A 21,009-nucleotide genomic window follows, 5' to 3' on the forward strand; every position below is an offset into this window, starting at 1 on the left:
GATGACGGCTACGGGCCGCCATCCCGGAAGAGGATGCCTTGCCTGACACGGTACCACGAGCATGGAACTGACCTATACCGCCCACGAAGCCGCGCTGGTACTTAAGACGCATTACCAGACGGTGCTGAAGCTGATCCGTGACCAGATACTGCCGGCGGCGCGCATCGGCCGTTGCTACGTGATCCGGGAGAGTGCCATTGCCACGTTGCTGGCCGAGTCCGAGAATGACCTGTGGCAGGCATCGCGCATCCAAAGGAGTGACCCATCATGGCCATCTACCGGCGCGACAACGGGGTCTGGTATGCCAGCATCAATCACGGCAGCCAGCGACTTAGATGCTCTTTGCGCACAACTGACCAGCAAGCCGCGCAAGAAGCACACGACAAAATAAAGCATGAACTCTGGAGAAAGGCATACCTGAACGAAAACCCGCGCCGCAGCTGGGACGAGGCGGCGCTACGTTGGCTGAAAGAAACCGCCCACAAGGCAGATCACAAAAAGGACGCTGCCAAGATCCGGGACATGAAGCGGCTGCGGGGCATGTGGCTGGACGAGATCGGCCGCGATGCGGCACTGAACGCGGTTGCCCCGTTTGGCCCCAGCAGTGCCACCAAGAACCGCTATCTGGCGCTGATCCGGGCGGTACTGCGGCGGGCACACCGCACCTGGGACTGGCTGGACAAGGCACCGTGCATCACGCTGCTGCCGGAAAACCGCAAGCGCATCCGCTGGCTTAGCCAGGAAGAAGCCAAACGGCTGATCGCCGCCCTGCCCGCGCACTTTGCGGAAATGGCGACTTTTTCGCTGGCAACCGGCCTGCGGCAGGCCAATGTGTTCGGGCTGAAATGGTCACAGGTTGACCTGGCCCGCCAGGCCGCATGGATCCACCACGACGAGGCCAAGGCCGGCAGGGCAATCGGCGTGCCGCTGAACCGCACCGCACTGGAAGTACTGCAACGGCAAGCAGGCCGGCACCCGCAGTACGTGTTTACCAATACGGACAACAAACCAGTGCGATCTCTGGGGCATCGAACCTGGCAAAGGGCACTGGCACAGGCCGGCATCCAGGATTTCCGCTGGCACGACCTTCGCCACACCTGGGCCAGCTGGCTAGTGCAAAGCGGTGTGCCACTGGCGGCATTACAGGAGATGGGCGGCTGGGAAACCGCCGCCATGGTGCAGCGTTACGCCCACCTGAGCCCGGCACATCTGCTGGCCCACGCTACGGCAATTGACACGCTTCTGGAGTAAGGAGGACACAAATCAGGCACAGCAGGACGAGCAGAAAAAACAAAGGCAGCCATGATGGCTGCCTAAGTCTTTGATTCATCTGCTGGTGCCCCGGGCCGGGGTCGAACCGGCACAACCGTAAGGTCGAGGGATTTTAAGTCCCTTGTGTCTACCAATTTCACCACCGGGGCACAGACAGGGTGCGGATTCTAGCCGAAAGCGGGCCGGGCGGCAATGCCGGCGGCGTGGGCGGCGGCCAACCCTGCCCTGCGCTACGACGCGTGGCGGCTTAGCGTTCCAGAATGGCGGTAACGCCCTGGCCGCCGGCGGCGCAGATGCTGATGAGGCCACGGCCGCTGCCTTTTTCGGACAGCAGCTTGGCCAGCGTGGCTACCACACGGCCGCCGGTGGCGGCGAAGGGGTGGCCGGCGGCGATGGAGCTGCCGTTCACGTTGAGGCGGCTGCGGTCGATGCTGCCCAGCGCGGCGGGCAGGCCCAGCTTGCTTTGGCAGAAGTCGTCGGACTCCCACGCAGCCAGCGTGCACAGCACCACGGCGGCGAAGGCTTCGTGGATTTCGTAGAAGTCGAAATCCTGCAGCGTCAGGCCGTGCTTTTGCAGCATGCGCGGGATGGCGTAGGCCGGGGCCATCAGCAGGCCTTCACGTTCGTCGATGTAGTCCACGGCGGCCACTTCGCCGGCGGTGATGTAGGCCAGGATGGGCAGGTTGTTGGCGCGGGCCCAGTCTTCGCTGGCCAGCAGCACGGCAGAGGCGCCGTCGGTCAGCGGCGAGGCGTTGGCCGCGGTGATGGTGCCGCCGTTGCGGTCAAAGGCCGGCGCGAGCTTAGCCATTTTGTCCAGGCTGCTGTCGGGGCGCAGGTTGTTGTCGCGCTGCAGGCCGTGGTAGGGCATGACCAGGTCGTCGAAGAAGCCGCGGTCGTAGGCGGCGGCCAGCTTCTGGTGGCTGGCCAGCGCCAGCTCGTCTTGTGCCTGACGGGTAATACCGTAGCGCTGGGCGGTGATTTCGGCGTGCTGGCCCATGCTTTTGCCGGTGCGCGGCTCGGCGTTGGCAGGCAGCTCGGGCTTGAGGTTGGCCGGGTTGAGCAGGCGCGGCAGCAGCTTGAGCTTGTCGGCGGTGCTGCGGGCGGCGTTGATGTCCATCAGCGCACGCTGCAGGCCACGGCTAACGGCCACCGGGGCGTCGGAGGTGGTGTCGGTGCCGCAGGCAATGCCCACGTCGATCTGGCCTAGCGCGATTTTGTTGGCTACCAGAATGGTGGCTTCCAGGCCGGTGCCGCAGGCTTGCTGGATGTCGTAGGCCGGGGTATGGGGGTGCAGGCCGCTGGACAGCACGCATTCGCGCACCATGTTCCAGTCTCGGGCGTGTTTCATTACTGCGCCGCCAACGACCTCGCCCAATAGCTTGCCTTGCAGGCCGTATTTGTCCACCAGCCCTTTGAGGGTGTCGGTGAGCATGGTGCTATTGGATAGCTGGCTGTAGGCAGTGCCGGAGCGGGCGAAGGGGATGCGGTTGGCGCCAACGATGGCGACTTTGCGCGGGGTGCCGTGCAGCATGGGGGATTCCTCGTGTTGGTGTGTGCGGGGCGGCTCTGCGGCCGCTGCCTGCTGCCGTGGCGGCAGCGCTGGCACACAGTTAAACACGCGTTTTAATTTGCCTCAAGCCCTGCTGCCCACAATGCTGCGGCCAACCTGGGGCCAGCCTGCCGGGCTGGGGTGCCGCGTACGCTATGCCGTGCCCTGCCCGCCTGCAGCTAGGCATCTGGCACGAGCAGGCTGCTGCTGCCCAGGCGATGCAGGATGGCAATGGCCTGGCCGGTGGGCTGGGCGACGACGTCGGCCAGGGTGTAGCGGTCCAGCACGGTAAAGAAAGCGCCCAGCGCTTCGTCCAGCACGCCTTTCAGCCGGCACTGGCCACGCAGGGCACAGGGTGGCTGGGCGCAATCTATCAGGGTGGTGATGTCTTCCAGCTGGCGGATAACCTGCCCTAGCCGGTACTGGCTGGCGGGCATGGCCAGCGCCAGGCCGCCGCCTTTGCCGCGGGTGGTGGCCAGCCAGCCTTGTTGCGCCATGGCGTGCACCACTTTTACCAGGTGGTTGCGCGAGATGGCAAAGCGCTCGGCGATTTCGCTGATGGTGACAGGCTGCTCGCGTTCCTGGTAGCTGAGGTACATCAGTACGCGCAGGCCCAGATCGGTAAATTGGGTGAGTTGCATGGGGGTACGCAGCGTGGAAACAGTGCGCAGCATACGCTGCCTGCCGCTGGCTGACAAAACCAGGCGGCAGGCAGCACGGGGCTTAGGCCGACAGGCCGTTACCACCGGTGCCAAAGGCCTCGGCGTGGATGTGGGCCGCCGGTACACCCAGCGCCAGCAGGCTGGCTTGCTGCGCCTGCATGAAGGCCAGCGGGCCGCACAAGTAGTACTGCGCATGCGGCAGCACGTTGGCCGCAGCCAGCTGCATGCGGCCAACCCTTGTCGCCACAGTTGCCTGTGCTGGCACGCTATCGGCATGCTCGTACCATACGGTGAGCTGTAGCTGCGGGTATTCGGCTGCCAGCTTGGCCAGGTGCGGGCCAAACGCTTGTACAGACGGGCTGCGGCAGGCGTGCAGAAACTGCACCGGGCGTACGCTGCCAGCCTGCAACAGCGCATCCAGCATGGCGATCATCGGCGTGATGCCGACACCGGCGCTCACCAGCACCACCGGTGTATCGGCGGCCGTATCCAGCCGGAAGTCGCCCATGGGCGGTGCCACGTCGATCAGTGCGCCTTCTTCCACCGTGTCGTGCAGCACATTGGACACCATGCCGGCCGGGCTATTCGCCGTGGCGGCTTCGCGCTTGACCGAAATGCGCAGGCTGCTGCCACCAGGCGCACACGACAGGCTGTACTGGCGCGGCTGCATGATGCCCAGCTGCGGCACCCTCACCCGCACGGTGACATACTGGCCCGGCAGGTAGGCCGGCACCGCGCCACCATCGGCAGGCTGCAGATAAAACGAGGTGATCTCGCTACTTTCTGCCACCTTGCGCACCACACGGCAGGCGCGCCAGCCGCTCCAGCCGCCGGGCTGGGTAGCAGCCTGCTTGTACAAGGCGGCTTCTTCGGCAATCAGCAGGTCGGCCAGCTGGCCGTAGGCGGCCGCCCAGGCCGCCAGCAGCGCCTCATCGGCAGCGTCGCCCAGCACCTCGGCAATGGACGCCAGCAAATGGCGACCCACCACCGGGTAATGCTCGGCACGAATCCCCAGGCTGGCGTGCTTGTTGGCCACCAGCGTGAGCACTGGCGCCAGCACCGACGGGTTGTCGATGTGCTCGGCGTAAGCCGCCACGGCCATGGCTAGCGCCTGCTGCTGGCTGCCAGCTTGCTGGTGGCCCTGGTTAAAGATCTGCTTCAGCTCCGGGTTGTGCTGGAACATGCGGGCATAAAAATGGCGGGTCAGTGCCACACCGTGTGTTTTCAGCACGGGGGCGGTCGCTTTGACGAGTTGGCGGGTGGCGATATCCAGCATGATGGCTCCAATAGATGAGTTAAAAATGCATCTTTAAGATGAAAAGCCAGGTGCCATGACAAAGCCACTGCGCCTGCTCTTTAAGATGTGCAAAATATACATCTTAAAGATTAGCCAGGCAAGCCATGATTGCCAGATGTGTGTCGCACCTTATACGGCCAACCTGCCCTGCTTGATGGCAAAACACGGCCAGCAGGCCAAGCACACAGTGCCCAGGACCAAGGTCACGCGGCCAAGGTGGCGGGCTAGCGGTTTCAGCAAGGCTGCGTCATGCGCGGAGGGATAAAATGAGAAAAGCCCGACAGATCGTTGATCTATCGGGCTTTATCTGGAGGCGCGGTCCGGAGTCGAACCGGACTGACCGGATTTGCAATCCGGGGCATAACCGCTTTGCTACCGCGCCAAAACTTGATTGCCTGAACATTAAACCATTCAAACAATTTGAACAATCTGTGGAGCGGGAAACGAGGCTCGAACTCGCGACCTCAACCTTGGCAAGGTTGCGCTCTACCAACTGAGCTATTCCCGCGTCGCATGGTGCTGCTTAAGTTTTATGGAGCGGGAAACGAGGCTCGAACTCGCGACCTCAACCTTGGCAAGGTTGCGCTCTACCAACTGAGCTATTCCCGCGTCGCATGGTACTGCTTAAATTTTATGGAGCGGGAAACGAGGCTCGAACTCGCGACCTCAACCTTGGCAAGGTTGCGCTCTACCAACTGAGCTATTCCCGCGTCGCATGGTACTGCTTAAATTTTATGGAGCGGGAAACGAGGCTCGAACTCGCGACCTCAACCTTGGCAAGGTTGCGCTCTACCAACTGAGCTATTCCCGCGTCGCATGGTGCTGCTTAAGTTTTATGGAGCGGGAAACGAGGCTCGAACTCGCGACCTCAACCTTGGCAAGGTTGCGCTCTACCAACTGAGCTATTCCCGCATAAAACTTGGTTTTTCTTAATGACTGCTGCGTCGTTTCCGTCGCTGCGTCGTTAAGAGAAGGCGAATTATAATGATCTTTTCGGGGGTGTCAACACTCAAACATCAATTTTTTTGCCTGAGAATTCCCGCGCTGCCATCTGCAGGTAATAAACCATTGACCACAAAGTCAATATGACAGCGACAATCATGAATAATTTTCCTGCCAGCATGGTGCTCAACCCCGGCACCAGCGGACCTGCGTACAGCAGCAGCAAAATCGCCACCATCTGGGCGGCGGTTTTCAGCTTGCCGATATACGCCACCGCCACACTGCCACGGCGCCCCATCTCGGCCATCCACTCGCGCAGTGCCGAAATGGCGATTTCGCGGCCAATGATGATCATGGCCATCCAGCCTTCCAGACGGCCCAGCTCTACCAGCAGGATCAGCGCGGCGGCCACGATGAGCTTGTCGGCTACCGGGTCTAGAAACGCGCCAAAGGCCGAGGTCTGCCCCAGGCGGCGTGCCAGGTAGCCATCCAGCCAGTCGGTGGCGGCAGCCAGACCAAAAATAAAGGCCCCCAGGCTATTACGGTGATGCTGCAGCAGCACGCTATCCGGCAGAAAGAATACCGCCACGCAGACAGGAATAAGGGCTACGCGCAGCCAGGTTAATAGAATGGGCAGGTTAAAGGGCATGTGTCGGCTCTGGTGTGCTAGTGCAGTGCATTATGAATTTTTTCGGCCAGCGCACGGCTGATGCCGTCTACTTGGGCCAGGTCGTCGATACTGGCTGCCACCACCCCGCGCAACCCGCCAAAGCGGGTAAGCAGGCGCTGCCTGCGCGTGGGGCCCACCCCCGGTATGTCTTCCAGCGTGGACGAGGTACGCGCTTTGGCCCGTTTGGCGCGGTGGCCGGTAATGGCAAAGCGGTGTGCCTCGTCGCGCACGGTTTGTATCAGGTGCAGGGCGGCGTGATCGCGCGGCAATTGTAACGTCTTTTGCAGATGCGGCACGATCAGCGTTTCCAGACCCGGCTTGCGCTCCTCGCCCTTGGCCACGCCCACGATAGGTACGTCTACCCCGACTTCGGCCAGCACTTCCAGCGCAACGCCCACCTGCCCCTTGCCGCCGTCTATCAGCAGCACGTCCGGCAGTTTGCCTTCTTCTGCAGCCAACCTGCTGTAGCGGCGAGTCAGTGCCTCGCGCATGGCGGCGTAATCGTCGCCCGCCGCTGCGGTTTCAATATTGAAGCGGCGGTACTCCGACGGCTGCATGCCGCCACGGTCGTACACCACGCACGAGGCCACCGTGGCCTCGCCCAGCGTGTGGCTGATGTCGAAGCACTCCAGCCGCGCCACCTGCTCGACTTCCATCAGCTCGGCCAGTGCGGCCAACCTGCTCTGCTGGCCGGCCACGCTGAGTATTTTCTGGCCAATGGCCAGCTGGGCGTTTTTTTCGGCCATCTCCAGCCACACGCGGCGCTCGCCGATAGGGTTGCCGACAAAGGCCAGGCGCTTTTCTGCCTGCTCGATCAGCAGCGCTTGCAGCTCGGGCGATACTTGTTCGTTATGGATAATGACAGCAGGCAGCGGCACGCCCAGATAATGCTGCGCCAGAAAAGCCTCCAGGCTGGCCGCCAGCGAGGCTTCGTCGGCGTTCTGCGGAAAGAAGCTCTTGTCGCCCAGGTGGCGCCCGCCACGAATCATTACCAGGTTCACGCACACCAGGCCGCCGTGCGCGGCAATGGCCACGACGTCGGCGTCCAGCTGGCTGGTATTGCTGCTGATGAACTGTTTTTCCTGCACCCGTGCCAGCGCCTGGATCTGGTCGCGCAGCTCGGCCGCCTGCTCGAACGCCAGCGATTCCGATGCGGCCAACATGCGCTCGGTCAGCGCATCGATCAGCTCGTTCTGTTTGCCCTGCAGGAACGCCACGGCACCGCGCACATCTTCGCGGTAGGCCTCAGCGCTGATTTCGCCGGTACAGGGCGCGGTGCAGCGCTTGATCTGGAATAACAGGCAGGGCCGCGAGCGGTTGCTGAACACACTGTCTTCACAGCTACGCAGGCGAAACACCTTTTGCAGGATCTGGATGCTCTCGCGCACCGCGTAGCCGTTGGGATAGGGGCCAAAGTACTGATGCGGCTTTTTCGGGTCGCCGCGAAAATAGGCCAGCTGCGGGTAGGCGTGGCCGGACAGCATCAGGTAGGGATAGGATTTGTCGTCGCGAAACAGGATGTTGTACTTGGGCGCCAGTGCCTTGATCAGGTTGTTTTCCAGGATCAGCGCTTCGGCTTCGCTACGTACCACCGTGGTTTCGATGCTGGCGATCTGCGCCACCATCAGCTGGATGCGCGGACTCAGGTCGTTTTTCTGAAAATAGGAGCTAACGCGCTTTTTCAGGTCGATGGCCTTGCCCACATACAGCACATTGCCCGAGGCATCGAGCATGCGATACACCCCGGGCAAGCCTGGCAGGCTGGCCAGTACCGGCCGGTAATCAAAAGCAGGCTGCATTATTTACCGCACCAGATCTGCACTTCCTCACGCGCACGTTTAAGCATGTCTTCGCGCCCCGCCTTGGCACCGGGGCGGTCCAGCGCGGCCAGGTTGGCCTGGGCGGTTTTGCAGTTTTGCGCTTTCACGTCGCGGTTGTGCTTTTCTATGCGTTCGTTCAGCGCTTTCACATCCGCGTCCAAGCCGGCGGCACCCTGCGCCGCAGCCGGCGCAGAGGCTGCCTGGCGTGGCGCCTGCACACCCCCCGGGTAGACTTTGATCTTGTCTACTTTTTTGCCTGGCGGCGGCTGGTCGGAAAATACCACGCGGCCGTTGGCATCTACCCATTTGTAGACCTCGGCCTGGGCCATGCCGCAGGCAGCCAGCAGCAGCGCTGCTATCACTATGTCTTTTCTCATGAAAACCGTCTTTGCAGTCAGCAGCAAACGGCCACTTTATACACTGCATGCACACTATAGGCAAAACCGCCATCACATTTTGCACTTGGGGCGACAGGTCGGTATAATGCGTTTTTGCCGCCTAAGGAAACGCGAAGATGCGCATCATCGAGAAAGCCTACACTTTCGACGACGTTCTCCTCGTCCCGGCCCATTCTGCAGTACTGCCGCGTGACGTTGCCCTCCACACCCGTCTTACCCGAAACATCAGCCTGAACCTGCCACTGGTTTCCGCCGCCATGGATACCGTGACCGAGTCGCGCCTGGCGATTGCCATGGCCCAGGAAGGTGGCATCGGCATCATCCACAAAAACATGAGCGCCGAAAAACAGGCCCTGGAGGTTTCCAAGGTCAAGCGTCATGAAAGTGGTGTGGTGAAAGACCCGATCACCATCGCCCCGGACATGCTGGTACGCGACCTGGTTCTGCTGACCCGCCAGCACAAGATCTCCGGCCTGCCGGTGATCCAGGATGGCAAGGTAGTCGGCATCGTAACCAACCGCGACCTGCGTTTCGAAACCCGCCTGGACCAGCCGGTAGCCAGCATCATGACCCCGCGCGAGCGCCTGGTTACCGTGAAGGAAGGTGCCAGCATCGAAGAAGCCCGCGAGCTGATGCACACCCACCGCCTGGAACGCGTTCTGGTGATTGGCGACGATTTCGAGCTGAAAGGCCTGATCACCGTCAAGGACATCATCAAGACCAGCGAACACCCTAACGCCAACAAAGACAGCCAGGGCCGCCTGCGCGTGGGCGCTGCCGTCGGTACTGGCGGCGACACCGACGAGCGCGTAAAAGCGCTGGTGGCTGCCGGCGTGGACGTAATCGTGGTCGATACCGCCCACGGCCACAGCCAGGGCGTGCTGGACCGCGTGAAATGGGTGAAGGAAACCTACCCGCAGGTAGACGTGATCGGCGGCAACATTGCTACTGCCGAAGCCGCCCTGGCCCTGGTGGCCGCTGGCGCTGACGGCGTGAAAGTGGGCATTGGCCCCGGCTCCATCTGCACCACCCGTATCGTGGCCGGTGTCGGCGTACCGCAGCTGACCGCTATTCACAACGTATCCGAAGCCCTGAAAGGCACCGGCGTACCGATGATCGCCGACGGCGGCATCCGCTTCTCCGGTGATATCTCCAAGGCACTGGCAGCCGGCGGCAACGCCGTGATGCTGGGCGGCATGTTTGCCGGTACCGAAGAAGCTCCGGGCGAAGTAGAGCTGTTCCAGGGCCGCTCTTACAAATCGTACCGCGGCATGGGTAGCCTGGGCGCCATGAGCCAGGGCTCGGCCGACCGCTACTTCCAGGACAGCTCCAACGCTGCCGACAAGTTCGTACCGGAAGGTATCGAAGGCCGCGTACCGTACAAGGGCCCGATCGCCCAGGTTATCCACCAGCTGGTGGGCGGCCTGCGCTCGTCCATGGGCTACCTGGGTTGCCCTAGCATCGACGTGATGCACGAAAAAGCCGGCTTTGTGGAAATCACTTCCGCCGGTATGCGTGAATCGCACGTGCACGACGTACAGATCACCAAAGAAGCACCCAACTACAACGTGGGCCGCTAAGCCCGCGCCAAGGTTGGCCGCAAAAACCCCGCAGCACGCTGCGGGGTTTTTCTTTGGGTGCATACCTTGCAGCCGCCAAGCGCATGCGCAACGGCAAGCAAGCCCGCCTGGCGAGCTACACCAGCGGTGCCCAGATTTCGGTCAGCAGGTCTTTCGGTGCCGTATCCTGCGGCGAATTCAGGTACGCCTCGACACACGGCCGGTCGGCCAGCTGCTCGCCACTGGCGGGCAGCCACACACCGTATAGCCAGCCATAAGCCTGCTCCAGCTCGCTGTACGGGCCACGGTGGCAAATCACCACGTAGCGGCCGGCCTCGATGCGCCACGCGTCCAGCCCGTCAGGCAGGCTAACGCCAGGCGGCAGCGTCAGACAGGCGGCCGAGCGCAGCTGGTCAACCGGCACCACGCGCGGGTCGTCCAGATAGATACCGTACCAGCGGCTATCCAGCCCCAGCCAAGGGCGAGCGATCGCACCCAGGCGCTCGAAAGCCTGGCCTATCTGCATATAGTCGCCACGGTGCGGCAGGGCCGCCAGGGCCAGTGCGCGGTCAAGGGTGCGGCATTCAGGTGTGTACATGGCATTCTCCAATCGGGACAAGGTTTGCAGGCGCAAGACACAGTGCTGACGATAGCGCCCCGGCGGCATGCCATAGGCCTGACGAAACGCGCGAACGAACGCGGCCGCACTGCCATAACCGGCACGCCGCGCCATCTGCTGCAACGGCACCAAGGGCTGGCGGCGCAGTGCCAATGCGGCCAACTGCAGGCGCAAACGCTGCCGCGTGTCGTGCACGCTCTCGCCCATCACCGCCACATAGGTGCGGTGAAAGTGATAAGGCGAAAAATGCGCCATCTCGGCCAGCAGCGCCAGCGGCGTGTCTTGCTGCGGGTGCTGCCACAGGTAATGCACCACCTGCAGAACACGCTGTACATGGCGCTGGCGGGTGTCGCTACTCGTCATCTGTGTCCTCCTGTGCGTACACTAGGCGCCTCCGATTGATTCAGGTTGCGATTCTGCATGCACCCCACCCCGCCCTACCAGCCACAACAGCCGCCACGCAGCGAGTGGCACACACTCAACGGCCACGCCTACCACATTCGCCGCTGGGGCCCGCCCGAGGCGCCACTGCTGGTGATGCTGCACGGCTGGATGGACTGCGCCGACACCTTCCAGTTTGTGGCAGACCGCCTGGCTGGCGGCTGGCAAATCGTGGCTCCCGACTGGCGCGGCTTCGGACACAGCGCGTGGAACCACGGCAGCTATTACTCGCCCGACTACCTGGCCGACCTGGATGCACTGCTACAGCACTACAGCCCGCACCGTGCGGCCAACCTTATCGGCCACAGCATGGGTGCCATGGTGGCCGGCCTGTATGCCGGGATCCGCCCCGATCGCGTGGCGCGGCTAGCGCTGGTAGAAGGCTTTGGCCTGGCCGCCACCCGCCCCGCCGAGGCACCCGGCCGCTACGCACGCTGGCTGCGCGAAAAACAGCAAGCCCCCGCCTTTGCCGCACTGGCCAGCCTGGACGAGGTCGCCACCAAACTGCAGGCGCGCAACCCGCGCATGGCCACCGCCCACGCACAGCACATGGCCGCCGCACTGTGCCATCAGCAAGATGGCCAGCTGCAATACCGCGCCGATCCGCGCCACAAGATGGTGAACCCCGTGCTGTACCGGCTGGAAGAAGCCAAAGCCTGCTGGCAGCGCATCAGCGCGCCGGTGCTGTGGGTAATCGGCGGCGATATGTGGGACCACCCCATGGCCAAGGGCGTGTTCGACACCCTGCCCGAGCGCCGCACCTGCTTTGCACAGCTGACGGAAACCACCATTGCCGACGCTGGCCACATGATCCAGTGGGAGCAGCCCGCCGCGCTGGCCGATACGTTGGCCGCGTTCTTTACTTATAAATAAGCGGCATGGCACGCCGCCGCGTTTTGCCTTAGTGTCATGCCATCAGTTTTTATGGATACCGCCATGCCACGCTACGCCCGCCACCTGCAAGACGTCACCATCAACAACCCTTTCCCCGGCCTGCCTCGGCTAGAGGCCCTGATAGGCCGCCGCATTGACAGCCGCATCGGCTCCAATGAAAGCATGGCCATTGCCGGCCACACCGTCAGCCAGCAATGGGGCGAAGCCCTGTACGAGCTGGCCCGGCTGTACCCGGACCCGTACGCCGGCGCCATCCGTCAGCGCGCCGCCGCGCTGAATGGCGTGGAAGCGGCCAACGTGGTGGTAGACGCCGGGGCCGATAGCCTGATTGCGCTCTTCCTGCGCGCACGGGTATCGCCGGGCGACGTGGTGGTGTGCACCGCCGGCACCTACCCCACCTTCCGTTATTTTGCCGAAGGCGTGGGCGCGCATATCGTGGAGGTACCGTATGCGCAGCACGGCGATAGCCTGGTAAACGATCTGCCCGCGCTATTGGCCGCCGCGCAGCAGCACCAGGCCGCGCTGCTGTACCTGGCCAACCCGGACAACCCCACCGGTAGCTACCTGCCCTTGGCCGACATCACCGCGCTGCGCGCCGCCCTGCCTGCCGACACCTTCCTGCTGCTGGACGAAGCGTATATTGATTTTTGCGACCAGGCCGAGCGCCAGGGCACGCTGCCCGACACCGCCCGCCTGCGCACGCTGTCCAAGGCACACGGCCTGGCCGGCCTGCGCATTGGCTACGCGCTGGCACCGGCAGAATGGGTGGCCAAGGCCGACCAGATCCGCACCCAGTACGGCACCTCCAGCGTAGCACAAGCCGCTGCCGTGGCTGCGCTGGACCAGCCCGAGTGCAGCCAGCAGCTGATTACCGAGACGCTGACCCTGCGCGATGCACTGCAGCAGGCGCTACAAGCAGGCGGCTTGCACGTCATTCCGTCGCATACCAACTTCCTGTCCATCGTCTATGCCGATGCTGATGCAGCACTGGCGCGGCAAAAAGCGCTGTGGCTTCAAGGCGTTGCCGTACACCGCCCGCCCCACCCTGCCATGCAGCACATTCTGCGCATTACCGCCCACCCCGACTCGCTGACAAAAAAGGTGATCCAGACACTGATTTCGCCATGAAATAGCCGGCCTTCACTGCTAGAATAAGTTGAAATTCCTATAACCCAGCCTATACCGGATCCTTAGCAATGAAGGTCCCTCAATTCGACGCCAGCACCACCGCCGACCTGGTGCGCAACCTGGTTATCCCGCCTCGCCCGGAAATTCTGGACAAGCTGGTAGCCCTGCGCAGCAACCCGGACATGAGCCTGATGGACGTGGCCGATATCATCGGCAGCGACCTGGGTCTGTCTGCCGCCATCCTGAAAGCGGCCAACAGCCCGTTTTTTGGTAGCGGCCGCACCCTGACCTCCATCATGCAAGCCGTCAACCTGCTGGGCGAACGCAATATCGTTCATCTGGTGCACGGCCTGCTGCTGCGCCTCACACTGACCAGCCAGAACCCGCCAGTCATCGAGCAGTTCTGGGAGCGCACCATGCACGAGGCGTCCATCGCCGCCAGCCTGTGCGAAAAGCTGGGCCGCCCGGCAGACGAATGCCAGAGCTTTGCGCTGTTCCGTAGCTGCGGCATTGCCGTGATGCTGATGCGCTACCCCAACTACGAACGCACGCTGCGTCTGATTACCCAGGCACGCGACCGCCAGATCAGCAAAATCGAGCAAGAATTCCACGGCACCAGCCATGACGTGGTGGGCTACCTGGTAGCACGTACCTGGCACATGCCGGAAGACTTTGGCCAGGCAATTTTGCTGCAGCACAACCCCGACCTGTTCCAGGACAGCAACGACGAACTGCTGGATCACGGCCATAAAATGATGATTGCCGTTGCCCGTGCCTCACAGCACATCTGGCGTACCAGTACCGACCAGAACGGCGACCCGGGCTGGAAAGACCGCGCTGAAGAGCTGATTGCCTACCTGGGCATGCACGAAGTGGAGTTTGAAGACTGGGTAGACGAGATGCACGACCGCATCCACGCCGGCCTGTAAGCCAGCGCGCACAAAAAAACCCGCCACACGGCGGGTTTTGTTTTTACGGCCGCAGATATTAGTGGCGCTGCTGCTCGGCGCGCACCGCGGCCACCACGTCCATGCCAAACAGGGCGTTTACATCTTCGTCGTCAAACACGTAACGTTGGCCGCAGTATTCGCAGCCCACCTCGATACTGCCCTGTTCCAGCACCACCCCGGCCACCTCTTCCCCGCCCAGCAGCTTCAGCATATCGCCTACGCGCTCGGTGCTGCAGTTGCAGGCAAAGCTGACCTGGGCCGGGTCGAAAATGCGCACGGCGTCCTGATGATACAGGCGGTACAGGATATCCAGCGCATCCAGCTGCAGCAGCTCGTCTTGCTGCAAGGTCTCCGCCAGCGCCTTCACGTGCGGCCAACCTTCGGCGTCGCCATGGCCATCGGGCAGGCGCTGCAGCAGCAGGCCGGCGGCAGTGTCGTCGTTACAGGCCAGCACCAGGTGGGTTTCCAGCTGCTCGGAGCGCTGCATGTAGTTTTGCAGCATGGCGGCAATGCTGTCGCCTTCCAGCGCCACAATGCCCTGCCACGGCTCGCCGTCTTTGGGCTCCAGCGTGATGACAAAAGTGCCCCCCTCGCCCAGCAGCTCGGCCAGCGGGGCATCGGTAATACCGTCGTCAAAGCGGGCGGTGGCACGCACGGTACGGTCGTTGGTGCATTCGGCTACAGCCAGGCGCAGCGCGCCTTTGCCGTGCAGCTGCATGATCAGCGTGCCGTCAAACTTCAGGTTGGCCGCCAGCAGGCTGCTGGCCGCCAGCATCTGGCCCAACACATGGCGAATGGCGGGCGGGTACTGATGGCGAGCCACCACCTCCTGCCAGGCGCTGTCCATGCGCACCAGTGCGCCACGAACGGGGATGCCGTCAAACAGGAAGCGTTGCAGCGTATCGTGTTGGCTCATGAGCGGGTGTCCTTTTCTTTCTGAATAGTGTGAATCGTCAACGGCAGCGAAGAGCTGGCGTCGAACTCGCAGCCGGCACGGATGGCCGCTTCGGCAATCTGGCTGGCTGTCATGTCGGTATCAAACAGGGCGTGCATGGCGCCCATGGCAAACTTGCGCCCCGAGCCGATGGCCCAATAACGGGCAAACTGGTACACCTCGCGCATGGGGTACACGCCAAAGATGCCGTGGGCGTTGGCCACCAGCACCATCATCTGGCTGGACTCGTACGGGTCGTCTTCTTCCTCTTCCGGGCGCAGGTAGAAGTGGTCTTTCAGCTTGGGGTGGATCTTGCGAAAGGTCTCGAACAAGCCGGCACGGCTGCTGAAGTCGCGCGACTTCATGCCTTTCAGTGCCGATTGCAATACCAGGTCGTGCGCAGCCGAGCCGGCAATGGCCAGGTAGCTGTCACCCAGCTTGAAGATCTTGTTGCTGTGCACGTCGTAGGCTGCCAGCAGCTTCTGGTCGTCGCCAAACGTGGTCTGGCTGTCGGCCGCAATGGCAATCTCTGCCCCTTTGCTTACAACAACGATGGTGGTCATGCCTGCCTTTCGGTTACATCGGGCCTGCCGCTACATGGCTGGCCGGCCCCGGAAAACACATATCGGGATTTTCTCATAAATCACAAGCCCACCCCAAGGCAGCCCGTTGGCCGCATGGCGCTTGGCGCAGCCGCCCCTGCATGAAACAATAGGCCATCTATTGAACACGGACACCCCCATGTGCCAGCTTTTGGGCATGAACTGCAATACGCCCACCGACATCCTGTTTTCCTTTGAAGGCTTCCACCGCCGCGGCGGGCTGACCGACCACCACGCCGACGGCTGGGGCATTGCCTTTTTCGAGGGCAAAGGCGTACGCCTGTACCTGGACGACAAACCCTCGGCCGATTCGCCGGTGGCCGCGCTGGTACGCCAGTACCCCATCAAGTCGGAAAACGTGATCGCGCACATCCGCAAGGCCACGCAGGGCGAGGTAAACCTGGCCAACTGCCACCCGTTCCAGCGCGAGATCTGGGGCCAGTACTGGATTTTTGCCCATAACGGCAACCTGGCAGGCTTCCAGCCCGACACCGGCTGCCACTACAACCCGGTAGGCAGCACCGACTCCGAGGCCGCCTTCTGCTACATCATGGAACAGCTGCGCCAGCGCTGGTGCCAGCAGCCCTCGCTGGATGAGCTGTTTGATGCCATCGAAGGCCTGGCCGCCACGCTGCGCGGCTACGGCGTGTTCAACTTCATGTTGTCCAACGGCCAGTGGCTGTTCACCCACTGCTCCACCAAGCTGCACTACATCGTGCGCAAGGCGCCGTTCCCCACCGCCCACCTGGTAGACGACGATGTCACGGTGGACTTTTCCACCGTCACCACGCCGGACGACCGCGTAGCGGTGATTGCCACCGTACCGCTGACCGATAACGAAACCTGGACCGCCATGCAGGACGGCGAGCTGGCCCTGTTCGTCGATGGCGTGGTACGGCGCAGCAGCATCACCCTCCCCGCCACACGCCCGGCCAACTGCTGCGGGAATGACGCAGCATCATCTGATCCAGCGCAAGGCTAGCCACATTGCACCGTACAGGTCTGGCCAGCCGTTTCGATAGCACCGTATGCTAAAGAAATGAGCCACCTACCGGACCTGCCAGCATGAGCCGCTTCGACTTTACCCACCCGCCGTTTACCCACCTGAGCCAGCAAGAACGGCTGGCCCTGGAGGGCGCGGCCGATATCGTGTTTTTTGATAACGACGAAGTGATCATGGCGCCAGGCGACAGCGTGGACAGCCTGTACGTGCTGATCAAGGGCGTGGTGCGCGAGATGGCGGACGACGAAGTGCTGGCCGTCTACCACGCGCAAGACACCTTCGACGCCCGCGCCATGGTGGCCGGGGTGGCCACGCAGCGCTTTGTGGTACACGAAGAAGCGCTGGCCTACTGCCTGCCGCGCAGCGTGGTGATGCAGCTCACCGAAAGCAACCCGCGCTTTGGCGCCTTTTTCTACGCCAGCGTGTCGCAGAAATTTGGCGCCCTGGCGCAAAACGCCGGCTCGCGCGAGCTGCAAACCCTGCTTACCGCCACCGTACGCGATGCCTGCAGCCGCCTGCCGGTATTCGTGGATGGCCAGGACAGCGTGCTGGATGCTGCCCGCATCATGAAGCAGCGCAAGAGCAAATCCATTCTGGTGCGCCACCGCGGCCAACTGGGCATGTTCACCACCACCGACTTTCGCGACACCATCCTGAACGAGCTGCCGCCCAGTACACCGCTGTACCAGGTGTGCCACTTCAACCTGATTACCACCGACATCGACGGCTTTCTGTTTGACGCCCTGCTCACCATGACGCAGCGCAATATCCGCCGCCTGGTGGTGATGGACCAGGGCGAACCGGTGGGCATTCTGGCGCAGGTGGATATCCTGTCCTATTTCTCCAACCACTCGCACCTCATTGCCCACAAGCTGGAACGCGCCGACACCCTGGACGAGCTGCAGGACATTGCCGGCCAGATCACGCGCCTGGTGGGCATTCTGTCTAGCCACGGGGTAAAAGCCCCGCAGCTGGGGCGGCTGGTACAGGCGCTGAACGCGCGGCTGTTCGAGCGCACCTGGCAGCTGATTGCCCTGCCCGAGGTGGTGGCCAACAGCTGCCTGATCGTCATGGGCTCGGAAGGCCGCGGCGAGCAGATCCTGAAAACCGACCAGGACAACGCCCTGATCATCCGTGACGGCTACGACCACCCCACCATCGCCGGCGCCTGCCAGGCCTTTAGCGATGCGCTGGCGCGCTTTGGCTACCCGCCCTGCCCCGGGCGAATCATGGTGAACAACCCGCAATGGTGCCAACACGAACAAGGCCTGCGCGACCAGCTGTACCGCTGGCTCTACCTGCCGGACGGCGACGCACTGATGAACCTGGCCATCTTTGTGGATGCCGAAGCAGTGGCGGGCGACCACGCCCTGCTGGCGCAGGGCAAACACTACCTGCACAGCCTGCTATCGGACGACGAAAGCTTCTACGCCCGCTTTGCCCGCGCTATCGAGCAGTTTGATACCCCGCTGGGCTTTTTTGCCCAGCTGCTCACGCGCGAACAAAATGGCGAGGCCACGCTGGACATCAAGAAAGGCGGCATTTTCCCCATCGTGCACGGTATACGCTCGCTGGCACTGCGCCACGATATTGCGGCCAACAATACCTTCGAGCGCCTGCAGCGCCTGGCAGAAAACGGCCATCTGGACCGGGATTTTGCTAACGATATCAACGAAACCCTGGCTTTCCTGCTGGGCCTGCGCCTGAGCCACGGCCTGGCGGAGCTGGCAGATGGCCGCCCGGCCAGCAACCTGATTCGCCCGGGCAAGCTGTCCACCCTGGAAAAAGACCTGCTGAAAGACGCGCTGGCGCTGGTGAAAAAGTTCAAAAGCCTGCTGCGCCACCAGTTCCGCCTGGGGGCCGTGGCATGATAGGCGCGCTGAAAAAACAGTGGGCGGCCCACCGCCTGAAAGACCCGCGCTTTGCCATGCTGCTGCAAGAGCAGAATGAAGAGCTGGTGAGTGTGGACTGCGAAACCACCAGCCTGAACGTGCGCGACGCCGAGCTGCTGTCCATCGGCGCGGTGAAGATACGCGGCCAACGCATACTGAGCAGCGAGTCTTTTTATGTGCTGGTGCGCCCGGAACGCAAGCCGGATGCGGGCAGCGTCCGCATACACGGCCTGCGCCCGCGTGACGTATCGGACGGGCTGGCACCGCAGGACGCCGTGACCCGGCTGCTGGATTTCATCGGCGGGCGGCCACTGGTGGGCTACTACCTGGAATACGACGTGGCGATCCTGAACAAATACGTGCAGCCGCTGACCGGCATCAAGCTGCCGAACCGGCAGATCGAGGTATCCGGCCGCTATTACGACTACAAGCTGCGGCAAAACCCGGACAGCAACGTCGACCTGCGCCTGGCCACGCTGGTGGATGACCTGCGCGTCCCCGCGCTGCCACGCCACGACGCGCTGAACGATGCCATCACCGCCAGCATGCTGTACCTGGCGCTGAAAAAACGCGGCTTCGGCTAGGCGCCTGCCCTGCTCATGTCCAACAGGCATGCGGCCAACCTTCAGCAGCTTGGCCGCATGAAAAAAGGGCGCGCTTGCGCACGCCCTTCAAGCCAGCCAGCGCAGTCGCACGCGGGCTGTTTACTGCATCGACCTGTTAATGACCCAGCAGAAGCCTTCAGTAGCTGAGCGAATCGTGGCGGGTTTCCACCAGCTCGCCTGCCGACAGCGACATCAGCAGCAGCGCAATGCGCTCATGCATGATGACCGTGTGAGTATTGCCGGCAAACTGCATGAAACGGCGCAAGTCTTCGCGCACTTTGCGCGAGCCGGTCAGGTCGATAATGATATCCACCCGCTCGCCCTGCTCGGCCAGCTCGATAAAGTTGTCGGTTACCGGGACACCGCGCTCGCGCGCCAGCGCCACACCCGGCAGGGCAAGGTTCAGCTCGGCCACACCGATCAGCTCCACATAGGACGCGTCCAGCAGCTGCCGCAACAGGGGTGTCGCTGTTTCACCAGCACCCACCATGGCAATACGAATCTTGTTCATGTCCATCCTCGCTTGCGCCTTCTGTAAAACGCATTGAAGCGCGTACTTTATCAAGCCAGCCCCGCCATGATTTGCGCCAGATCAAACCTGCCCATATTGCGTAGCAAGCAGGTGCATTGCGCCATTTCATGTCTGAAAATACCAAAATAAAGGCATAAAAAAACACCGGAAGCGCAGCCAAACGGCAGGCTTCCGGTGCGATCTGATGGCGCTTCAGTGCAGTGCGTGCCGACTGAGAAAACGGATGTAACCAACGCTTTCTATCCAGTAGGCCCCATCGGCCAGCGGCGTAGCTTCTTCCAGATCGGCCACGGTCAGCACCAGGTCGGCTTCGTTGATATGCGCTTCCAGCGCGATATCGTCGTCATCGGCGTAGTCTTCGCTGGCGTACATGAATGCCGGCTTCACCAGCTGGTTGTTCACCTGGATGTACTCGGACTGATTCATCAAACGCAGGATGTTCATGGCTTGCTCCTTTCGACCCGGCCACCCGGCAAGGTTGGCCGCACGACAACAGCAGGGGCAGCCACCCGGCTGCCGCTACACCCAACCACGCGCCGCCAGCGACTCGGCGTGCTCGCCCGTTACTACAAAATGATCCAGCAAATTGATATCGACCAGCTGCAAAGCCTGCTTGAGCGTGGCGGTAAGCTGCCAGTCCGCCTCGGAAGGCTCGGCCAAGCCCGACGGGTGATTATGTGCCACGATCACACTGCAGGCATTGTGCTGCAAAGCCCGCCGCACTACCTCGCGCGGGTAGACCCGTGTTTCGGTGAGCGTCCCCCTGGCCAGCTCTTCGACAGCCAGTACGCGGTATTGTGCCGTCAGGAAAATCACGCTGAACACCTCCACCTCGCAATACCCTATCGCCACCCGCAGGAAGCGCTGCACTGCCTCCGGGCTGTTCAGCACGTCGCCACTGGCCATTTCCTCGGCCAGCAGCCGCCGCGCCAGCTCGTGCATGGCCATGAACTGCACGTACTTGGCCGGGCCCAGCCCGGCCTGCTGCTGAAACTCGTCAGCCCGCGCGCCCAGCAGGCGCCCCAGGCTGCCAAAACGCTGCATTAATTGGCGTGCCATATCGACAGCCGAGCAGCCTTTTATACCTGTTCTTAGAAATATCGCCAGCAATTCGGCATCTGACAAGGCCTGTGCGCCCCGCGCCAGCAGTTTTTCACGCGGGCGCTCGGCCTCTGGCCATTCTGTAATCGGCATAATCCCTCCTGCGGGCTGGCTAAGCCTGCATCATCGGGTATGGCGC

General features: G+C 62.5%; 21 protein-coding genes and 7 tRNA genes. 9 read left to right on the forward strand and 19 right to left on the reverse strand.

The genetic code is table 11. The features are described from left to right. Nucleotides 1-61: 61 nt before the first annotated feature. Both ACZ9XP_RS00660 and ACZ9XP_RS00665 read left to right on the forward strand, forming a co-directional pair. Nucleotides 62-391, forward strand: coding sequence for a helix-turn-helix domain-containing protein (locus tag ACZ9XP_RS00660; RefSeq protein ID WP_465187848.1), 330 nt, complete (start codon nt 62-64; stop codon nt 389-391). Between the two features lie 131 nt (nt 392-522). Next, complete coding sequence (locus ACZ9XP_RS00665) at nt 523-1,251, forward strand: tyrosine-type recombinase/integrase (protein ID WP_465187849.1); 729 nt, start codon at nt 523-525, stop codon at nt 1,249-1,251. Nucleotides 1,252-1,334: 83 nt separating this feature from the next. Here the strand turns inward: ACZ9XP_RS00665 and ACZ9XP_RS00670 are convergent. From ACZ9XP_RS00670 to ACZ9XP_RS00730, 13 genes are all read right to left on the reverse strand, one after another. After that, nucleotides 1,335-1,421 (reverse strand) — tRNA-Leu (locus tag ACZ9XP_RS00670). Nucleotides 1,422-1,519: 98 nt separating this feature from the next. Next, complete coding sequence (locus ACZ9XP_RS00675; RefSeq protein WP_465187850.1) at nt 1,520-2,803, reverse strand: acetyl-CoA C-acetyltransferase; 1,284 nt, start codon at nt 2,801-2,803, stop codon at nt 1,520-1,522. 197 nt (nt 2,804-3,000) lie between these two features. Beyond that, nucleotides 3,001-3,495, reverse strand: a complete 495-nt coding sequence (locus tag ACZ9XP_RS00680; protein WP_465187851.1) for an RrF2 family transcriptional regulator — start codon at nt 3,493-3,495, stop codon at nt 3,001-3,003. Nucleotides 3,496-3,544: 49 nt separating this feature from the next. Continuing rightward, nucleotides 3,545-4,759, reverse strand: a complete 1,215-nt coding sequence (gene hmpA, locus ACZ9XP_RS00685) for an NO-inducible flavohemoprotein (protein WP_465187852.1) — start codon at nt 4,757-4,759, stop codon at nt 3,545-3,547. A 329-nt stretch (nt 4,760-5,088) separates the two neighbouring features. After that, nucleotides 5,089-5,162 (reverse strand) — tRNA-Cys (locus tag ACZ9XP_RS00690). Between the two features lie 50 nt (nt 5,163-5,212). Further along, a tRNA-Gly gene (locus ACZ9XP_RS00695) sits at nt 5,213-5,288 on the reverse strand. A 25-nt stretch (nt 5,289-5,313) separates the two neighbouring features. Next, nucleotides 5,314-5,389: transfer RNA gene (locus tag ACZ9XP_RS00700), tRNA-Gly, on the reverse strand. A 25-nt stretch (nt 5,390-5,414) separates the two neighbouring features. After that, a tRNA-Gly gene (locus tag ACZ9XP_RS00705) sits at nt 5,415-5,490 on the reverse strand. Between the two features lie 25 nt (nt 5,491-5,515). After that, nucleotides 5,516-5,591, reverse strand: a tRNA-Gly gene (locus ACZ9XP_RS00710). 25 nt (nt 5,592-5,616) lie between these two features. Then, nucleotides 5,617-5,692, reverse strand: a tRNA-Gly gene (locus ACZ9XP_RS00715). 97 nt (nt 5,693-5,789) lie between these two features. After that, the gene (gene pgsA, locus ACZ9XP_RS00720) at nt 5,790-6,371 is read right to left on the reverse strand and encodes a CDP-diacylglycerol--glycerol-3-phosphate 3-phosphatidyltransferase (protein WP_017508599.1); all 582 of its coding nucleotides are present in this window, start codon (nt 6,369-6,371) and stop codon (nt 5,790-5,792) included. 17 nt (nt 6,372-6,388) lie between these two features. Further along, nucleotides 6,389-8,191, reverse strand: a complete 1,803-nt coding sequence (gene uvrC, locus ACZ9XP_RS00725; protein WP_465187853.1) for an excinuclease ABC subunit UvrC — start codon at nt 8,189-8,191, stop codon at nt 6,389-6,391. Further along, nucleotides 8,191-8,589: a DUF4124 domain-containing protein gene (locus ACZ9XP_RS00730; RefSeq protein ID WP_147683643.1), complete on the reverse strand. Its 399-nt coding sequence runs from the start codon at nt 8,587-8,589 to the stop codon at nt 8,191-8,193. The genes uvrC and ACZ9XP_RS00730 overlap by 1 nt, the downstream gene beginning before the upstream one ends. 137 nt (nt 8,590-8,726) lie before the next feature. Between ACZ9XP_RS00730 and guaB the strand changes: the two genes are divergently transcribed. Beyond that, complete coding sequence (guaB, locus tag ACZ9XP_RS00735) at nt 8,727-10,190, forward strand: IMP dehydrogenase (RefSeq protein WP_017508596.1); 1,464 nt, start codon at nt 8,727-8,729, stop codon at nt 10,188-10,190. 115 nt (nt 10,191-10,305) lie between these two features. On the opposite strand, the gene ACZ9XP_RS00740 is transcribed toward guaB, so the two are convergent. Beyond that, nucleotides 10,306-11,151 (reverse strand): AraC family transcriptional regulator, encoded by an 846-nt coding sequence (locus ACZ9XP_RS00740; RefSeq protein WP_147683647.1) that lies wholly within the window; start codon nt 11,149-11,151, stop codon nt 10,306-10,308. A 57-nt stretch (nt 11,152-11,208) separates the two neighbouring features. Between ACZ9XP_RS00740 and ACZ9XP_RS00745 the strand changes: the two genes are divergently transcribed. The 3 genes from ACZ9XP_RS00745 (at nt 11,209) to ACZ9XP_RS00755 (ending at nt 14,180) form a co-directional block, all read left to right on the forward strand. Beyond that, the gene (locus tag ACZ9XP_RS00745; protein ID WP_147683649.1) at nt 11,209-12,102 is read left to right on the forward strand and encodes an alpha/beta fold hydrolase; all 894 of its coding nucleotides are present in this window, start codon (nt 11,209-11,211) and stop codon (nt 12,100-12,102) included. Nucleotides 12,103-12,165: 63 nt separating this feature from the next. Then, nucleotides 12,166-13,251: an aminotransferase class I/II-fold pyridoxal phosphate-dependent enzyme gene (locus ACZ9XP_RS00750; RefSeq protein ID WP_465187854.1), complete on the forward strand. Its 1,086-nt coding sequence runs from the start codon at nt 12,166-12,168 to the stop codon at nt 13,249-13,251. 68 nt (nt 13,252-13,319) lie between these two features. After that, entirely contained in the window at nt 13,320-14,180 is an 861-nt protein-coding gene (locus ACZ9XP_RS00755; protein ID WP_147683651.1) for an HDOD domain-containing protein, read from the forward strand. Nucleotides 14,181-14,238: 58 nt separating this feature from the next. On the opposite strand, the gene hslO is transcribed toward ACZ9XP_RS00755, so the two are convergent. After that, nucleotides 14,239-15,117: an Hsp33 family molecular chaperone HslO gene (gene hslO, locus ACZ9XP_RS00760; RefSeq protein WP_147683653.1), complete on the reverse strand. Its 879-nt coding sequence runs from the start codon at nt 15,115-15,117 to the stop codon at nt 14,239-14,241. Beyond that, nucleotides 15,114-15,698: an MFS transporter gene (locus ACZ9XP_RS00765; RefSeq protein WP_147683655.1), complete on the reverse strand. Its 585-nt coding sequence runs from the start codon at nt 15,696-15,698 to the stop codon at nt 15,114-15,116. Before ACZ9XP_RS00765 ends, hslO begins: the two co-directional genes overlap by 4 nt. Before the next feature lie 178 nt (nt 15,699-15,876). Here ACZ9XP_RS00765 and ACZ9XP_RS00770 point away from each other — a divergent pair, with 178 nt between their 5' ends. The 3 genes from ACZ9XP_RS00770 (at nt 15,877) to ACZ9XP_RS00780 (ending at nt 19,216) form a co-directional block, all read left to right on the forward strand. Further along, nucleotides 15,877-16,719, forward strand: coding sequence for a class II glutamine amidotransferase (locus ACZ9XP_RS00770; RefSeq protein WP_465187855.1), 843 nt, complete (start codon nt 15,877-15,879; stop codon nt 16,717-16,719). Between the two features lie 83 nt (nt 16,720-16,802). Continuing rightward, nucleotides 16,803-18,611, forward strand: coding sequence for a putative nucleotidyltransferase substrate binding domain-containing protein (locus tag ACZ9XP_RS00775; protein ID WP_147683659.1), 1,809 nt, complete (start codon nt 16,803-16,805; stop codon nt 18,609-18,611). Continuing rightward, nucleotides 18,608-19,216: a 3'-5' exonuclease gene (locus ACZ9XP_RS00780; protein WP_147683661.1), complete on the forward strand. Its 609-nt coding sequence runs from the start codon at nt 18,608-18,610 to the stop codon at nt 19,214-19,216. Before ACZ9XP_RS00775 ends, ACZ9XP_RS00780 begins: the two co-directional genes overlap by 4 nt. 157 nt (nt 19,217-19,373) lie before the next feature. Here ACZ9XP_RS00780 and ACZ9XP_RS00785 read toward each other — a convergent pair whose 3' ends face one another. From ACZ9XP_RS00785 to radC, 3 genes are all read right to left on the reverse strand, one after another. Next, nucleotides 19,374-19,748, reverse strand: a complete 375-nt coding sequence (locus ACZ9XP_RS00785; protein ID WP_147683663.1) for a Gfo/Idh/MocA family oxidoreductase — start codon at nt 19,746-19,748, stop codon at nt 19,374-19,376. A gap of 213 nt (nt 19,749-19,961) precedes the next feature. Then, complete coding sequence (locus tag ACZ9XP_RS00790) at nt 19,962-20,213, reverse strand: hypothetical protein (protein ID WP_147683665.1); 252 nt, start codon at nt 20,211-20,213, stop codon at nt 19,962-19,964. Between the two features lie 75 nt (nt 20,214-20,288). Next, the gene (gene radC / locus ACZ9XP_RS00795) at nt 20,289-20,963 is read right to left on the reverse strand and encodes a RadC family protein (RefSeq protein WP_465187856.1); all 675 of its coding nucleotides are present in this window, start codon (nt 20,961-20,963) and stop codon (nt 20,289-20,291) included. Nucleotides 20,964-21,009 lie beyond the last annotated feature (46 nt).

Source organism: Vogesella perlucida (assembly GCF_979366545.1).

Bases quoted from the DNA above. Each gene is read 5' to 3' on its own strand.
- ACZ9XP_RS00730 (WP_147683643.1), bottom strand. From the start codon at position 8,589: ATGAGAAAAGACATAGTGATAGCAGCGCTGCTGCTGGCTGCCTGCGGC.
- ACZ9XP_RS00775 (WP_147683659.1), top strand. From the start codon at position 16,803: ATGAGCCGCTTCGACTTTACCCACCCGCCGTTTACCCACCTGAGCCAG.
- ACZ9XP_RS00755 (WP_147683651.1), top strand. From the start codon at position 13,320: ATGAAGGTCCCTCAATTCGACGCCAGCACCACCGCCGACCTGGTGCGC.
- ACZ9XP_RS00780 (WP_147683661.1), top strand. From the start codon at position 18,608: ATGATAGGCGCGCTGAAAAAACAGTGGGCGGCCCACCGCCTGAAAGAC.
- hmpA (WP_465187852.1), bottom strand. From the start codon at position 4,759: ATGCTGGATATCGCCACCCGCCAACTCGTCAAAGCGACCGCCCCCGTG.
- hslO (WP_147683653.1), bottom strand. From the start codon at position 15,117: ATGAGCCAACACGATACGCTGCAACGCTTCCTGTTTGACGGCATCCCC.
- ACZ9XP_RS00740 (WP_147683647.1), bottom strand. From the start codon at position 11,151: ATGACGAGTAGCGACACCCGCCAGCGCCATGTACAGCGTGTTCTGCAG.
- ACZ9XP_RS00745 (WP_147683649.1), top strand. From the start codon at position 11,209: ATGCACCCCACCCCGCCCTACCAGCCACAACAGCCGCCACGCAGCGAG.
- ACZ9XP_RS00680 (WP_465187851.1), bottom strand. From the start codon at position 3,495: ATGCTGCGCACTGTTTCCACGCTGCGTACCCCCATGCAACTCACCCAA.
- guaB (WP_017508596.1), top strand. From the start codon at position 8,727: ATGCGCATCATCGAGAAAGCCTACACTTTCGACGACGTTCTCCTCGTC.
- ACZ9XP_RS00790 (WP_147683665.1), bottom strand. From the start codon at position 20,213: ATGAACATCCTGCGTTTGATGAATCAGTCCGAGTACATCCAGGTGAAC.
- uvrC (WP_465187853.1), bottom strand. From the start codon at position 8,191: ATGCAGCCTGCTTTTGATTACCGGCCGGTACTGGCCAGCCTGCCAGGC.
- ACZ9XP_RS00770 (WP_465187855.1), top strand. From the start codon at position 15,877: ATGTGCCAGCTTTTGGGCATGAACTGCAATACGCCCACCGACATCCTG.
- pgsA (WP_017508599.1), bottom strand. From the start codon at position 6,371: ATGCCCTTTAACCTGCCCATTCTATTAACCTGGCTGCGCGTAGCCCTT.
- ACZ9XP_RS00660 (WP_465187848.1), top strand. From the start codon at position 62: ATGGAACTGACCTATACCGCCCACGAAGCCGCGCTGGTACTTAAGACG.
- ACZ9XP_RS00785 (WP_147683663.1), bottom strand. From the start codon at position 19,748: ATGAACAAGATTCGTATTGCCATGGTGGGTGCTGGTGAAACAGCGACA.
- ACZ9XP_RS00765 (WP_147683655.1), bottom strand. From the start codon at position 15,698: ATGACCACCATCGTTGTTGTAAGCAAAGGGGCAGAGATTGCCATTGCG.
- radC (WP_465187856.1), bottom strand. From the start codon at position 20,963: ATGCCGATTACAGAATGGCCAGAGGCCGAGCGCCCGCGTGAAAAACTG.
- ACZ9XP_RS00665 (WP_465187849.1), top strand. From the start codon at position 523: ATGAAGCGGCTGCGGGGCATGTGGCTGGACGAGATCGGCCGCGATGCG.
- ACZ9XP_RS00675 (WP_465187850.1), bottom strand. From the start codon at position 2,803: ATGCTGCACGGCACCCCGCGCAAAGTCGCCATCGTTGGCGCCAACCGC.
- ACZ9XP_RS00750 (WP_465187854.1), top strand. From the start codon at position 12,166: ATGCCACGCTACGCCCGCCACCTGCAAGACGTCACCATCAACAACCCT.